The following is a 14,252-nucleotide window of genomic DNA, read 5'->3' on the forward strand; positions in this document are numbered from 1 at the left end:
CCTTCGGTCTGCCTAAGGCGCGGCGTTCCGGCCTGTCATCCGCCAAGCCGCCAGTGCAAGCGCGGCAAACCGATGTCGTGAACGATGCGACAGCCGCGTTGCACTTTTCCCGCTATCGACCTGGGGGTTGCGGTTATCCCGCTGCTGACGGGCGCCTGATTGGATTAGAATCGACCGCGACTTTCCGGCGCAGTCCGGGAATCTGCCTGCGATATACCTAAATAATCAGGAGCGAGACGGCATGGCAACGCAACAATCCCTTTCTTTGTCCAGCGGCGCGCCGCTATCCGAGTTGCTGCGGGTGGGCGCGGTGTTGCTGCTGGGGCTGGCGGTGATGGGCGCCGCCATCGAGCGCTTTTCCTTCGACCGTGACCTGGGTCTGATGCTGGGCTTGGTTCTGGCCGCGGCCGTCCCGGCCTATTTCTGCCTGGATTACCTGCGCGCCCAGCGCCGTCGCAGCGACGAAAGCTAAGCTGGTTCTCCCTCAAGGTAGCGTCCAACCCCACCAAATCGTAGGCTGCGTTAGCCGCAAAGCGGCGTAACGCACCATTGCTTTCGCCCTTACACAGGCTGGCGAAACAGACACTGGCGGCTTACCGCCTCTGGCGTGGATGCTTCTGCGGTCGTGGGGGATGCCAAGTTAAAGGCGAATGGTCTGATTGGGCTGCTTACAGCCAGCCCGCCTGCCTGAAGCGTATCCATAGAATCAGATCGAGCACCACCATGGTGCACAGGGCCAGTGGATAGCCCAGCGTCCATTTCAGCTCGGGCATGCCTTCGAAGTTCATGCCATAGATGCCGGCGATCAGGGTCGGCATGGCAAACAGCGCAGCATAGGCGGCCAGGCGTTTGGTGACGGCCGAGTCATCGAGCGAGATGACCGACAGATTGACCTGGATCGCCGTATTGACCATATCGCGCAGCACCTCGATGGTCTTGGTGATGCGCTCGACATGGTCGTATACATCGCGATAGTAGTCCTGCAAGGTGGCACAGACCTCGGGCACCCGGCCGCCGTACAGCTTGCCCACCGCCTCGAGCAGCGGCGTGGCGCTGTGCTGTACCGTCATCAGTTTGCGCTTGAGCAGATAAAGCTCTTCGATATTGGTGCGGGCCGAGCTGTTGGGACGGAAGATGCGTTCCTCGATATTCTCCAGTTCCTGGCCGAGCCGATCGATCACCGGGAAATAGCGGTCCACCACCGCATCCATCAAGGCATACAGCACGAAACCGGCGCCATGGCGCAGCAGATGCGGCTCACGCTCGCAGCGGGCCCGCACATCGAGAAAATGGATGCTGCTGCGAGTGCGCACCGACAGCACATAGTTGCGCCCGACGAACACATCGACTTCACCGACCTTGATCTGGCCCTCCGGGTCGAGTTCGAGCAGATGCAGCACGCTGAACAGCATATCGCCGTATTCCTCGACCTTGGGGCGCTGGTGGCCATGGCGGGCATCCTCGGCGGCCAGCTCGTGCAGCGAGAATTCCTCTTCCATCGCCTTGAGTTCTTCGGGCGTCGGGTCTTTCAGCGCCACCCAGACAAAGCAGTCGGGCTGCTCCAGATAGTCGCTGATATCGGCCGGAGGAATATCGGTCAGTTTGTGGCCATCGCGATAGACCGCGCAGTTGATCAACATAAGGGGTTTCCTGTGGGCTGGGCCGATCCTTAGCTGGCGAGCTGCCGCGCCAGACCCTGTTCATCGATAAAGCGCAGGAAGGCGGTCAGGGCCGCTGTCGGATGGGCGCGGCTCGGATAGATAGCGAAATAATCATTGGGCCGTGGCGGGAAGGCCGGCAACACGGTTTCGAGCCGGCCCGCTGCCAGATCGTCACGACAGGTGAAGACAGGCAGCAGGGCGATGCCGGCATCGGCCAGCGCCGCCTGGCGCAGAAAGGCCAGGCTGTTGCTGCTCAGTGCCGGCGGCGGCTCGATCGGGTCGAGATTGCCGAGCGGCCACTGTGGCAGCGGATGGTGCAGTAGACAACGGTGCAGCGGCAAGTGGGCCGGATGCTCCGGCCGGCCGCAACGGTCGAGATAGCCGGGTGAAGCCACCAAGGCCCGCCGTACCGGGCCGATGCGACGGCAGATCAGGCTCGAATCGTCGAGCCGGCCGGTACGGAAGGCCAGATCGATCCGCTCGGCCACCAGATCGAGCTGGGTGTCGCTGACCACCAGATCGATCTCGACGGCCGGATATTGCTGGCAGAACACGGCAAGCAAGGCAGGAAACAGCAAGGTACCCGAGGCTTCGGGTGCGGTCAGGCGCAGCCGCCCGGCCGGCGCCTCGCGCAGCAGGGACACCGCCGCTTCGGCTGCCCGGGCGGCATCGAGCATGCGCAGACAATGACCCAGATAGAGCTGACCGGCGCTGGTGAGGCCAAGCCGACGTGTGGTTCTTTGCAGCAGCCGCACCCCGAGCCGGTCCTCCAGTTGCGACACGCGCTGGCTGACGGTCGACTTGGGCAAGCCCAGCCGACGCGCCGCTGCTGTGAAGCTGCCGCAGTCGGCCACCTCGGCAAAGATCGCCATCGGGTCGAGTTCCAGCATCGGGATTGTTCATCAGAGTGGACAATGTATCCGGATTATAGGGACTAATCGTTCTCAATCGGCGCTCCTATACTGCCTGCCATCGAGTCGTCGCCAACCGCGACGAAATCAGTCAACCCCCAAGGAGGTCTGTGATGAAAGCCGTTGGTCTCTATCGTTATCTGCCGATCGATCATCCCGAAGCGCTGCTCGACCTGGAGCTGCCGGCGCCGGTGCCGGGGCCGCAGGATCTGCTGGTCCGGGTCGAAGCCGTCGGCGTCAATCCGATCGATTACAAGGTGCGTGCCCCGAAGGACAAACAGGAAACCACGCCGCGGGTGCTGGGCTGGGATGCTGCCGGGGTGGTCGAGCAGGTCGGCGCCGAAGTGACGCTGTTCCGGCCGGGCGACCGGGTCTATTACGCTGGCGATATCACTCGGGCAGGCAGCAATGCCCAGTTGCAACTGGTCGATCAGCGCATTGCCGGCGCCATGCCCAAGACCCTCGATTTCGCCCGTGCCGCCGCGCTGCCTCTGACTACCATCACCGCCTGGGAAACCTTCTTCGAGCGGCTCGGCATCGACGCCGATGGCGCCCATGCCGGCCAGACGCTGCTGATTATCGGCGGCGCCGGCGGGGTTGGTTCGATCGGTATCCAACTGGCCAAGCGACTGGCGGGCCTGACGGTGATCACGACTGCCTCGCGGCCCGAATCGGTGGCCTGGTGCCGCGAACTGGGCGCTGACCATGTGATCGACCATCGCGGCGAGCTGGTGGCGCAGTTGCGTGAGATCGGGCTCAAGCACGTCGACTATATCGCCTGCTTCAACGATACCGACCGCCATTTCCGCGCCATGGCCGAGTTGATCCGGCCGCAGGGCAAGATCGCCTCGATCGTGGAAAACGTCGCGCCGCTGCCGATCGAGCTGCTGAAGAGCAAGAGCGCCACCTTTGTCTGGGAAATGATGTTCACCCGTTCGATGTTTGCCACTCCCGATATGATCGAACAGCACCGGCTGTTGACCCGGGTGGGGCAACTGATCGACGATGGTCGGCTGCGTACCACGCTGGCCGAGGTGATGGGACCGATCAACGCGGCCAATCTGCGCCGCGCCCATGCCCAGCTCGAGGATGGCCACACCATCGGCAAGTTGGTACTGCAAGGTTTCTAGCCGAGCCGCAATTGCCGGCCGGCAGAACTATAAAGGAGGGAACGGCCGGCGCCGTTCCCTTTTTTTTGACAGGACATCGACTTGCTGAGCTTTCTGCCCGAACAGGCTTCCCGCATCCTGATCGTCGACGATAGCGTCACCAATATCCGGCTGCTGGGCCATATGCTCAAGGATCTCGGGGAGATCTTCTTTGCTACCGACGGCCAGACCGGCCTGCGGCTGGCCCAGGAGAAGCTGCCCCAACTGGTGCTGCTCGATGTCGAGATGCCCGATATCGACGGCTTCGAGGTGTGCCGTCAGCTGAAGGCCGATCCGCGTACCGCCGGGTGCGCGGTGATTTTCGTTACCGCCCACAGCAGCGTCGATCATGAGGTGGCCGCCTTGCAGGCCGGCGCGGTCGATTTCATTTCCAAGCCGCTCAACCCGCCGGTGGTCTATGCCCGGGCCCAGACCCAGCTGACCTTGCGCCGGCAGGCCGATATCCTGCTTCATCTGGCCCATCGCGACGGGCTGACCGGCGCCTACGACCGGGAGTACTTCGATCGCCAGGTATTGCTGGAATACCGCCGCCATCAGCGCCATGGCATGCCCTTGGCGCTCGCTTTGATCGATATCGATCATTTCCATGGCTATAACGAGCACTATGGCAACCGCCAGGGCGACCAATGTCTGCGCCGGCTGGCCGAGACCCTGAACCAGGGCACCCGGCGGCCGGGCGAGCTGGTGGCGCGTTATGACGGCGACTGTTTCGGGGTGATTCTGCCCAATACCGCCACCGCCGATGCGATCAAATACGGTCTATGGATCGGCGACCGGGTGCGCGGCATGGTCTTGCCGCATGAAGGCATGGGCGCGAACTGCTTTGTCACCACCAGCGTCGGCCTGGCTTCGAGCGTGCCCGAACGCGATGAGAGCCCGGAAGCGCTGCTGGCCCGGGCCGAACGGGCCTTGCAGCAGGCCAAGCACAACGGCCGCGACCGGCTGGCGATCGGCTCGGAGCCGCTTGACACCACATCTGTCGGCAAGGAATAGGACCTGGCGCCGACTCTGTCTATTTGCTAAATAAATATGAAAAAAGCCTGCAAGACAATAAGCAGAAAGTAACAAAAAACAAATAATAACTGCAAAAACCCTCGGCTGATGCGGCGCCGTAAACGGCCGGCAGCCGGAGAAACAGGGGGAAGGATCATGGCCGCGTATCGGACCGAAGGGTCGCGGACCTTGTGGATCGGTGCCGCCTTGCTCGGCCTGGTCTGGCTGGCCTTGGGTACGGTCGGCCTGGCTGCCACCGGTCAGTTGGGGGTGGTGGGGCTGATGTGGCTGGGCAATAACGTGGCCTTCGTGGTCCTGCTGCGGCAGCCCGGGCGCCACTGGTTGCCCTTGCTGGCGGTCGTCTGGCTGGCCGGGGGGCTGTTGTCGCTCTGGCATGGCCATTCCTTGCCTTTTGCCGTGGCGTTCGGGCTGATCGGCGTCTTGCAGACTGGTCTGGCCGCCTGGCTCGCCAGCCGCTCGCCGGCCATCACTGCCCGGCCCCTGGGCCTTGAAGGCGCGCTGGGGGCCTTGACCTGCTATGCCCTGTTCAGTGCCCCGCTCAGTGCATCGCTGGGCGCATGGCTATGGCACTGGGAAAGCGGCACCGATTGGGAAACCACCCTGCTCGATTGGTGGCTCAGCGAAGCCATCGGGGCGCTGCTGCTGGTGATTCCGGCGCTATCGCTGTCGATGCCGCTGCTGCAACGGCTGCTGCGCTGGCCGGTGCTGCTGCCCCTGCTGCTGATCACCGGGCTGGTGGGTAGTACCACCTGGATGCTGCTGCAATACCATCATCCCTTCCCATTCATCTATGCCAGCGTGCCCCTGACTGCCGTGGCGCTGCGCTATGGCGCCTTGCGTGCCGGCATTGTCGCCAATCTGACCGTATTGTCGCTGGGGACCTTGCTGTGGTTCGACTGGCTGATCCCCGCCCCCTGGCTGCTGGACCCGCATCCGCGCACCCTGTGGGCGGCGGTGGCGCTGAGCTGCGTGCTGCCCGTGCTGGTCGGGGTGGTCATCGACCAGATGCGGGCCCGTGGCGCGCTGCTGGCTGCCAGCGAAGACCGTTTCCGTGGTGCCCTCGGTTCGGCCGCCACCGGCTTTGCCCTGATCGGTCCCGATGGCCGTATCGACGAGGTCAACGATTATCTGTGCCGGATGCTGGGGCGGCAGCGCCAGGAGCTGCTTGGGCGCAACTGGGCCGATCTGGGCCATCCCGACGATCGCGGGGTAGCCAGCCAGGTATTGCATGACCTGCTCGATGGGGTCTATCCGATCTATCAGCGCGAAGGCCGCAGTCTCGACCGTCACGGCCAGACCATCTGGGTGCAGTTCAAGGTCTGGCGGCTCGACCAGGGGCGCGGCACCGATGAGCTGATCGTGCAGATCGACGATATCTCGGCCCGGCGCCAGAGCCAGGTCGAGGTGACGCGGCTGTCGGAGCGACTGACGCTGGCAACGCGGGCGGTCCAGCTTGGCGTCTGGGATTGGGATCTGGACAGCCAGGAAATGGTGTGGGACGACGAGATGTACCGCCTGCACTGGTCGACCCCGGGTAGCGGCGACAATAACTATGAGTACTGGGCGCAACTGGTCCATCCCGACGATCTGGCGCGCACCGAGGCGCTGGTGATGGCAGCGTTGCACGACGAGGCCGAGTACAGCACCGAGTTCCGCCTGGTCGGGCCAAACGGCGAAGTCCGTTTCATCGGCGCCAATGGCCTGGTGCAGCGCGCACCCGACGGCCGGCCACAGCGGATGGTCGGGGTCAATTTCGATATCACCGCGCGTAAACGCACCGAGGCCTCGTTGTTGGCTGCACGGGCCCAGTTGCAGGGGGTGATCGATGCGGCGGGCGAATTTGCCATTATCGCGACCGATCTCGATGGGGTGATTACCCTGTTCAGCGTCGGTGCCGAGCGCATGCTGGGCTATCGGGCCGAGGAGATGGTCGGCCGGGCCGAGGTGGTGCGGCTGTTGCAGCCCGAGGAAGTGGCGGCCCATGGCGCGGCCCTGTCCGAGCGCCTGGGCCGGCCACTCGAAGGGTTTGCCGTGCTGGTCGAGAAGGCGCGCCAGGGCGAAGCCGAGGAAAGCGAATGGACCTGGGTCCGGCGCGATGGCTCGACGCTGACGGTGCAACTGGTGGTCAGCCCGATCCTGGACGAGGTGGGCGTGTGCGGCTTTCTGGCTGTGGCCCGCGATGTCACGGCGCAGCGTCAGGCGCAGGCTGCGCTGGCGCTGGCCAAGGAGCAGGCCGAGACAGCCAGCCGGGCCAAGAGCGAATTTCTGGCCAATATGAGCCATGAAATCCGCACGCCGATGAATGCCGTGCTCGGCATGGCCCATCTGCTGGGCGCCACGCCGCTGTCACCCGAGCAGCAGCGCTATCTCGATATGATCGACGCCGCCGGCAATTCTCTGCTGGCCCTGCTGAACGATGTGCTCGACTTTTCCAAGATCGAGGCCGGCCGGATGGAATTCAGCCGGGCCGAATTCAAGCTCGACGATGTGCTGGGCACCGTGGCCGGCATCATGACGGTCAGCGCCGAAGCCAAGGATCTGGAGCTGGCGATCGGGGTCGATCCGGCCGTGCCGGCCACCTTGATCGGCGATGCGCTGCGCTTGCAGCAGGTGCTGGTCAATCTGGCCGGCAATGCGGTCAAGTTCACCAACGAAGGCGAAGTGGCCGTGGCGGTAACGCCGCTGGCGCGGCGCGATGACAGCATCGATCTGCGCTTCAGCGTGCGCGATACCGGCATCGGCATGACACCTGAGCAGCAGGAGCGGCTATTTGCCGCGTTCTCCCAGGCCGACAGTTCGATGACCCGGCGCTTTGGCGGGACCGGGCTCGGCCTTGCCATCTCCAAGCGACTGGTTGAGCTGATGGGCGGCGAGATCGGGGTCGGCAGTGTTCCCGGCGAAGGCAGTGAGTTCTGGTTCACCTTGACGCTTGGCGTGGCTGAGGAGCAGCCGCGCCAACTGGCGGCGCCCGAGCCGCTTGATCTGCTGATCGTCGACGACAGCGCCACGGCCCGCGCTTTCCTGGCCCGGATGGTGACTGCCTGGGGCGGCCGTGCCGATTGTGCCGATTCGTGCGCCACCGCCGTGGCTCTGTTGGCGGACCGTCAGGCGCGCGGCGCGCCTTACCATGCGGTACTGGCGGATTGGAAGATGCCCGAGACCACCGGCCCCGAGCTGCTGGACGAGCTGCGCCAGGCGGGTGGGACGGCCATGCCGCCGATTCTGGTGATGGTCAGCGCCTATGGCCGCGAGGCGGTGCTGAACGCCGCCAAGTCAACTCCGATCGACGGCATTCTGACCAAGCCGATTACCGGTTCGAGCCTGTTCGACAGCCTGCAGCAGGCGCTGGTCCAGCGCCATGGCGACGCCGGCTCGATGGTGCAGGCCAGCCAGGCCAGTCGCACCGCCGCCCTGCGCAGTCGCCGGCTCGACGGGGTGCATCTGCTGCTGGTCGAGGACAACCCGGTCAACCAATTGGTGGCGCGTGGCATTCTCGAACATGCCGGTGCCACGCTCGATATCGCGGGCGACGGCCGCCAGGCCATCGATCGCTTGAGCCACGACGGCGAGCGTTACCATCTGGTGCTGATGGATGTGCAGATGCCGGTGATGGACGGCTTTACGACTACCCGGCTGATCCGTGGCGAACTCCATCTGAGCCTGCCGGTGATTGCCATGACGGCCGGGGTGTTGCAGTCGGAACGTGAACAGTGCCGCGCCTCGGGTATGGATGACTTTATCCCCAAGCCGCTCGAAGTCGGCCAGATGATGGAAGTCATCATCCGCCATCTGCCTGCGATGCTGCTGCAAGGCCCGCGTCTGCCGCTGTCGCCTGCGCCCGTCGCCAGCACTGATACGTCCGCGCCGGGTTTCGATCCCGATCTCCTGCTGCGCATGCTGGGTGGCGACCAGACCACCCAGCGCACCGTGGTGCGTCAGTTCATCGACGGCAATGCCGGACTGATCGAGGAAGCACAGCGTTTGATGGACGAACACGCCTGGCGCGAGGCCGCGCGCCTGTTCCATACCCTGAAGGGCACGGCCGGGACTCTGCGCATCGCCGAATTGGCCATCCAGGCCAAACAGGTCGAACAGATGCTGCTGACCCAGGATGAATTCCGCACCAAGCTGGCACTCGAGGTCCTGGCCCGGCTGCTCGACCAGACCCTGGCCGAGATGCGTGACTGGCTCGACGGCGCGGCGGCGCCTTCTGCTGCCGCTGCGCCAGAAACCGCCACCGACAGCAGCCGATTGCCCGACGATCTGCGCCGGCTGCTCAAACTGCTGCAAGAACACAATATCGAAGCCTGCGACCTGTATGCCGCCGTGCGGCCTCATCTGCTCAAGCGCTGGCCGAGGGAGCGGGTCGAGCAGATCGATCAGTCGCTCGACCGGCTCGATTTCGAGCGGGCCAGCGAGCTGCTGGAACAGGAGTCTGTGGCGCTACAGCCATAGAGAGGTCACCGGACAGGCTGCCGCTTCGCTTGCAACAGGGCATCCCCAGCCATAATACCTCTCTAGAATTCTCGTTATAAAAAGCGTCAAAAATCCTCCAGTCCGTAGGGTGTGTTAGCCGCAAAGCGGCGTGAAGCACCATTGATTCGGACACGCTGTAGCTGGTGAGGGATCGATGGAAGGAAGCTGGAAATGGCGCATTCCCGCCTCCAGCCTGAAATCAGATTGACGCCAGTCATAAAGAGAATCGATGCACTGTCCCCCTCAGGTGGATGCCTGCTCAGGACTGCGCACAGCCGTGTCAGGTTCGTTTTCCATTTCCTGCACCACATAGTTGTTGCGACCGCCCTGCTTGGCGCGATACATGGCGCCGTCGGCCGTGGCAAGCAACTGTTCGGCACGGATGCGCCGGCCCGGGCCGGTGACGGCGGCGCCGATGCTGGCGGTACGGGTCAGGGTGACGGTGCTGAGTTCGAAGGGCTGCTCCATCGCCGCCAGGATCTTGCCGGCGACCAGGGCGCCGTCGTGGACCGGTTGATGGAGGTTTTCCAGAATCACCACAAATTCGTCGCCGGCAAGCCGAGCGACCGTGTCAGTAATCCGTACCGAAGCGCGGATACGGGTGCCGAACTGGCGGATCATCTCATCGCCGATATCGTGGCCCCATTCATCGTTGATCGATTTAAAGCGGTCGAGATCAAGGAACAGCAGACCCAGGCCATGGTGCTGACGGTGGTAGCGCTGGACCGCCTCGTCGAGCCGCGCCATCAGGGCGCGCCGGTTGGGCAGGCCGGTCAGCGGGTCTTCGGTGGCTTCACGCGCCAGTTGCAGCTCGAGCTGTTTGCGCTCGGTAATGTCCTGTTCCATGGCATAGAAGCCACACACCATGCCATCGAGGTCATATTGCGGCAGATAGTTGACCAGAAAATAGCGCAGCCGGCCTTCCCCATCGCGCAGTTCCTGTTCGAACACCACGGCGCGGCCAGTCAGCGCCCGTTCGGCATGCGGGCGCACCTGGTCGAGTTGGCTCGCGTCGAGCAGGTTTTCCAGGCTGCGGCCGGGCAGGGTGGCGGCATCGATGCCGAAGCGGCGGCCGTAGGCGGCATTGGCGAAGGTGAAGCGCAGGCTCCGGTCGAACTGGGCTACCAGGGCCGGCAGACTGTCGGCGATGGTCTGGAGCTGCTGCCGACTGCGCTGTAGCGCCTGCTCGGCCGCCTTGCGCGGCCCGATATCGTGCAAGAAGGCATGGAACAGGAAACCGCGCGAGGTCTGCTGGGCGTTGATGGTCAATTCGGCCGACAACTCATGGCCATCTTTATGCAGCGCGGCGAGTTCGGTGCGCTGGTTGAGCATCGGCGCACTGCCGCTGCTCAGGAACTGGGCCAGTCCGGCCCGATAGCGATCACGGTAGCGCGGCGGCAGGATCAGCCCGAAGATCGGCTGATTGAGCGCTTCCTCGCGGGTCCAGCCGAAGGTGCGTTCCGCCTGCCGGTTCCATTCGCGCACACAACCCTGTTCATCAAGGCAGATATAGGCTTCGAAGGCGTTTTGCAGGATATCGCGCAGTTCACGCTGGCTTTCCAGCAGTCGGTCATGGACAGCGAACTGATGGGCCATCGACTGTTCGAGCTGGCGATTGGCCTCGGCCAGTGCCGTGGTGCGGTCGTCGATGCGCCGTTCCAGATCGGCATTGAGGGCATTGAGCGATTCACTCTGCTGCCGCTCGCGCAGATCGAGATCGATCAGGGCGCGCGACAGCAGATGGACTTCTCGGTAGTCGTCGCAATAAGGAATCGGCGGGTCACGCTGGCCTGCCTGATGGCGGACGATGGCGGCGGTAAGCCGGTCGAGCGGCCGGGCCAGCCGCCGCCCGCCCAGCACCGCCCCACCGGCGATCAGCAAGATGGCGACCAGCCCGGCGGCCAGGGCCTGGCGGCGGACGTTATGGAAATCGGCCAGCGCAATCGCTTCGGACTGGCGCACCATGACAATCCAGCCAAGACCCGGATAGCGGCCGTGGCCACGGGTGGGCATATAGGCAGTCAGCATCGCACGGCCCTGGCCGTCGATTTCGCGCGTGACCGTGCGTTGGCGGGCGCGGACGGTATCAGGCAGCGGCAGCCGCTGTTCACTTTCGGCGCCCGGACCGAGCAGTACGGTGCCGTCCGCACGCAGCACCAGCGCTTGCGCCCCATGTTCGCGCAGGGCGGGCTCGACCAGTTCACGACTGACATCGCCCGCCCAGTTCCAGCTCAGATGGGCGCCAAGTACCCCGCGCAGCTCGCCCTGACTGCTGCGCAGCGGTATCGCCACATCGACAAAGCGCCAAGGCTCGGTCTGGCTCGGCAGTTTCTTGGCCAGTAATACGGCCGGATGGACATCGCCGACGAAATTGCGCACCAGCCCCGCCTTATGCCAGGGGCGGCTCGATACATCGGCGCCTTCGAGCAGCCCGCCGTTGGCGGCCAGTACCCGGCCGTCGGGGGCGGCAAAGCCGATCCAGGCGTAATGGGGAAAACTGTCGTGCAACTGCTCAAGCAGCGGGCGGATGGCGGCCGGTTCGGCGTCGCGGGCCACCTGGGCCAGGGTCTCGATATCCTCGTAGCGCTCGGCCATACCCTGGTCGAGCGCTTCGCTCATCTGCCAGCCAAGCTGGATCAGATTGTTGCCGGCCTGTTCGCGCGCATAGCGCTCGACATACAGACTGATCACCGTCCCCAGCAGCGCTGACGTCACCAGCACAGCAAAGGCAGCGCTCAGGCTGAGCCAGAACACCATGCTGAGACGAGGTGGGGTGGGACGTACCGGCATCTTGCTACATTCTCTGGGAAGGAGGTCGTAAGGGCGGGATACGATCCGGCTCAGAACAGGGGCAGGGGATCATCCCGGCCAGGACGCAGGGAAAAACGGCACCCTACCTTTTTAAGCACCGAAAGCGGCAAATGCAATGCGGCAGCGCGGGAGGGCGGGCCACGGCTGCGCACTCATAGCCTGGCTGCTCACTGAAGGGGTGGACGAGCCGGAAATAGCGCTGCTGGGTCCGGTTGGGATCCGGCCCGGACGCTAAGTGATCCTTCCGTAGTAGGCTGCTCTGTTGATGGATGGTCGGTCCGGACACGCTGTGGCCCTGAAAAGATCGGTGAGGCCGCAAACCGTGCTGGCCTGTCGGCTGCATCCTTCGGGGAAACCGCCGAGCTAGCGCTCGACGCCATCAGGACGCGGTGTGGCCGGATGACCGGGGGGTGGCAGCGGCCAGTTGGGTTGCAGGGTGACGTGGTCGATGGCGTAGTCCTTGGCCAGCATCGCCTGTAGCGTAGCCAGCAGACGCGGCCACTGTTCGGGTTCGTTGATGGCCAGATGGGCCGACAGGGCCACCTGTTCCGGCCCGATATGCCAGACATGCAGATCGTGTACCGCCACCACGCCGGTCTGGGCAGCCAGCCGCTCGGACAGTGCCGCCAGATCGACATGGGCCGGCACCCCTTCAAGCAGCATATGGCTGGACTGCCGCACCAGCGTCCAGGTCGAGCGCAGAATCAGTCCGGCGACCAACAAGGACAGCAAAGGGTCGATCGGCTGCCAGCCGGTCAACCAGATCACCGCCCCCGCCACGATGGCGGCCACCGAGGCCAGCAGATCGCCCAGCACATGGAGCAGCGCCGCGCGGCTGTTCATATTGTGGCTGTCGCCCGAGAGCAGCCAGGCGGCGCCCAGATTGACCAGCAGGCCGATGGCGGCAATCGCCATCACCCCGATGCCGTCCACCTTGCCGGGCGAGAACAGCCGCATCAGCGCTTCAACCGTGATCCAGCCAACCAGGGCCAGCATGAACAGACTATTGAGCAGCGCTCCCAGAATCTCGGCCCGGGCATAACCATAGGAATGATGGGCCGAGGCCGGACGGTGGGCGACCCGCTGGGCATAGAGCGCGATGCCGAGCGCAGCGGCGTCGGTCAGCATATGGCCGGCGTCGGACAGCAGCGCCAGCGAGCCGCTCCATAAGCCGCCGCCGATTTCGATCACGGCGTAGCCCGCAGTCAACAGCAAGGTGCCCACCAGTCGGCGTCGGCTGGCCGGGGGTGGGGTTTCGTGATGATGGTGGGAATCGGGGTCGGCAGCTCGCGACGACTCGGCTTCCATCGGGTCGATCCTTGTGCGCGGGGCGAATCCCTATTGTGGTCGCCCAGTTGTCACCTGCCAAGCCGACACGAGCCAGTCCGCCGCCAGTACAATGACGGCCCGTCCATGGATTGGAACCGCTTCTTATGACCGCTCCGCAAGCCCAGCTCAGCGTCGATCTGTCCGGCCTCAACTGCCCGTTGCCCATCCTGCGCGCCAAGAAGGCGCTGGCCGATCTGCCCTCGGGAACGGTGCTCCATCTGATCTGCACCGACCCCGGCACCCCGAGCGATTTCGCCGCTTTCTGCGAACAGACCGGCCATAGTCTGCTCCATCAGGAACAGGCCGACGGCAAATTCCTGTTCTGGCTGCAACGGCGCTGAAATAAAAATTTCGTGACAAATAGCCGCAAGACCTGTTGTCGAAATTGAAAGAAAATAAATTATATTGCCGGAAGCCTGAATAGCCGGCTCCGGCCCTTGCCGCAACTGCCGCCGTCAGCAAGCGCTTCTCCACCAAGAACCCGTCAGCCTTGCCGCCAAGCCACCACGGATCGTCCGGGATATCGGCCGCCAGGCAGGGTTCCGACAGTGGTGGCTTTTCTCACGCCGGCTCGTGGGCCGGCGGACGCCGGGTTATGGCCTGCTGCCTGTTTCACACTGGGGCTTGGAGGCTGAGTCGAAAGCGGGTGGGGCCGTGTCTGTCTGGTGCCCGGCAATGTCCGGCTTTCCGGCTGGTTGGCCCTGACCCGCAAGCCAGGTAGAACCGCCTTGCCGCTCGTCCGCCGATCGAAGCGGGCGGCTTTTTTGCAGGCGGGCTTGTCGCTACAATGGCGGCCTTGTTCCGAGGAGCGCTGCGAGACGCGAAGCTGTCCCAGGCTCGGACCTTTCTTCAACGGCGCTCACCTGACCAACCCGTGCCGG

9 protein-coding genes and 1 riboswitch are annotated in these 14,252 nt (G+C 64.3%); of the genes, 5 read left to right on the forward strand and 4 right to left on the reverse strand.

The genetic code is table 11. From position 1 onward, the window contains the following. Positions 1-241 precede the first annotated feature (241 nt). A complete protein-coding gene (locus ACFOW7_RS15655) occupies positions 242-472 on the forward strand; it encodes a hypothetical protein (RefSeq protein WP_378165974.1) in 231 nt (76 codons plus the stop codon). Between the two features lie 196 nt (positions 473-668). On the opposite strand, the gene corA is transcribed toward ACFOW7_RS15655, so the two are convergent. Both corA and ACFOW7_RS15665 read right to left on the reverse strand, forming a co-directional pair. Next, complete coding sequence (gene corA, locus ACFOW7_RS15660; protein ID WP_378165976.1) at positions 669-1,640, reverse strand: magnesium/cobalt transporter CorA; 972 nt, start codon at positions 1,638-1,640, stop codon at positions 669-671. Between the two features lie 29 nt (positions 1,641-1,669). Further along, positions 1,670-2,551 carry a LysR family transcriptional regulator gene (locus ACFOW7_RS15665; RefSeq protein ID WP_378165978.1) on the reverse strand — a complete coding sequence of 294 codons (882 nt, stop codon included), beginning with the start codon at positions 2,549-2,551 and terminating at the stop codon, positions 1,670-1,672. A gap of 134 nt (positions 2,552-2,685) precedes the next feature. Here ACFOW7_RS15665 and ACFOW7_RS15670 point away from each other — a divergent pair, with 134 nt between their 5' ends. The 3 genes from ACFOW7_RS15670 (at position 2,686) to ACFOW7_RS15680 (ending at position 9,210) form a co-directional block, all read left to right on the forward strand. Beyond that, the gene (locus tag ACFOW7_RS15670) at positions 2,686-3,702 is read left to right on the forward strand and encodes a zinc-binding alcohol dehydrogenase family protein (RefSeq protein WP_378165980.1); all 1,017 of its coding nucleotides are present in this window, start codon (positions 2,686-2,688) and stop codon (positions 3,700-3,702) included. 81 nt (positions 3,703-3,783) lie between these two features. Continuing rightward, a complete protein-coding gene (locus ACFOW7_RS15675) occupies positions 3,784-4,734 on the forward strand; it encodes a diguanylate cyclase domain-containing protein (RefSeq protein ID WP_378165983.1) in 951 nt (316 codons plus the stop codon). Between the two features lie 156 nt (positions 4,735-4,890). Beyond that, the gene (locus ACFOW7_RS15680) at positions 4,891-9,210 is read left to right on the forward strand and encodes a PAS domain S-box protein (protein ID WP_378165985.1); all 4,320 of its coding nucleotides are present in this window, start codon (positions 4,891-4,893) and stop codon (positions 9,208-9,210) included. A 264-nt stretch (positions 9,211-9,474) separates the two neighbouring features. On the opposite strand, the gene ACFOW7_RS15685 is transcribed toward ACFOW7_RS15680, so the two are convergent. Both ACFOW7_RS15685 and ACFOW7_RS15690 read right to left on the reverse strand, forming a co-directional pair. Next, a complete protein-coding gene (locus ACFOW7_RS15685; RefSeq protein ID WP_378165987.1) occupies positions 9,475-12,021 on the reverse strand; it encodes a sensor domain-containing diguanylate cyclase in 2,547 nt (848 codons plus the stop codon). Positions 12,022-12,405: 384 nt separating this feature from the next. After that, a complete protein-coding gene (locus tag ACFOW7_RS15690; RefSeq protein ID WP_378165990.1) occupies positions 12,406-13,350 on the reverse strand; it encodes a cation diffusion facilitator family transporter in 945 nt (314 codons plus the stop codon). Positions 13,351-13,475: 125 nt separating this feature from the next. On the opposite strand from ACFOW7_RS15690, the gene ACFOW7_RS15695 reads away from it, so the two are divergent. Then, positions 13,476-13,712 (forward strand): sulfurtransferase TusA family protein, encoded by a 237-nt coding sequence (locus ACFOW7_RS15695; RefSeq protein ID WP_378165992.1) that lies wholly within the window; start codon positions 13,476-13,478, stop codon positions 13,710-13,712. A gap of 456 nt (positions 13,713-14,168) precedes the next feature. Further along, positions 14,169-14,239, forward strand: a riboswitch (S-adenosyl-L-homocysteine riboswitch). Positions 14,240-14,252: the final 13 nt, after the last annotated feature.

This window comes from Chitinimonas lacunae (genome assembly GCF_042650885.1).
Taxonomy (GTDB): domain Bacteria; phylum Pseudomonadota; class Gammaproteobacteria; order Burkholderiales; family Chitinimonadaceae; genus Chitinimonas_A; species Chitinimonas_A lacunae.

Excerpts from the sequence above, each read along its gene's own strand:
- ACFOW7_RS15655 (WP_378165974.1), top strand. The coding sequence starts at position 242 with ATGGCAACGCAACAATCCCTTTCTTTGTCCAGCGGCGCGCCGCTATCC.
- corA (WP_378165976.1), bottom strand. The coding sequence starts at position 1,640 with ATGTTGATCAACTGCGCGGTCTATCGCGATGGCCACAAACTGACCGAT.
- ACFOW7_RS15665 (WP_378165978.1), bottom strand. The coding sequence starts at position 2,551 with ATGCTGGAACTCGACCCGATGGCGATCTTTGCCGAGGTGGCCGACTGC.
- ACFOW7_RS15670 (WP_378165980.1), top strand. The coding sequence starts at position 2,686 with ATGAAAGCCGTTGGTCTCTATCGTTATCTGCCGATCGATCATCCCGAA.
- ACFOW7_RS15680 (WP_378165985.1), top strand. The coding sequence starts at position 4,891 with ATGGCCGCGTATCGGACCGAAGGGTCGCGGACCTTGTGGATCGGTGCC.
- ACFOW7_RS15685 (WP_378165987.1), bottom strand. The coding sequence starts at position 12,021 with ATGCCGGTACGTCCCACCCCACCTCGTCTCAGCATGGTGTTCTGGCTC.
- ACFOW7_RS15690 (WP_378165990.1), bottom strand. The coding sequence starts at position 13,350 with ATGGAAGCCGAGTCGTCGCGAGCTGCCGACCCCGATTCCCACCATCAT.
- ACFOW7_RS15695 (WP_378165992.1), top strand. The coding sequence starts at position 13,476 with ATGACCGCTCCGCAAGCCCAGCTCAGCGTCGATCTGTCCGGCCTCAAC.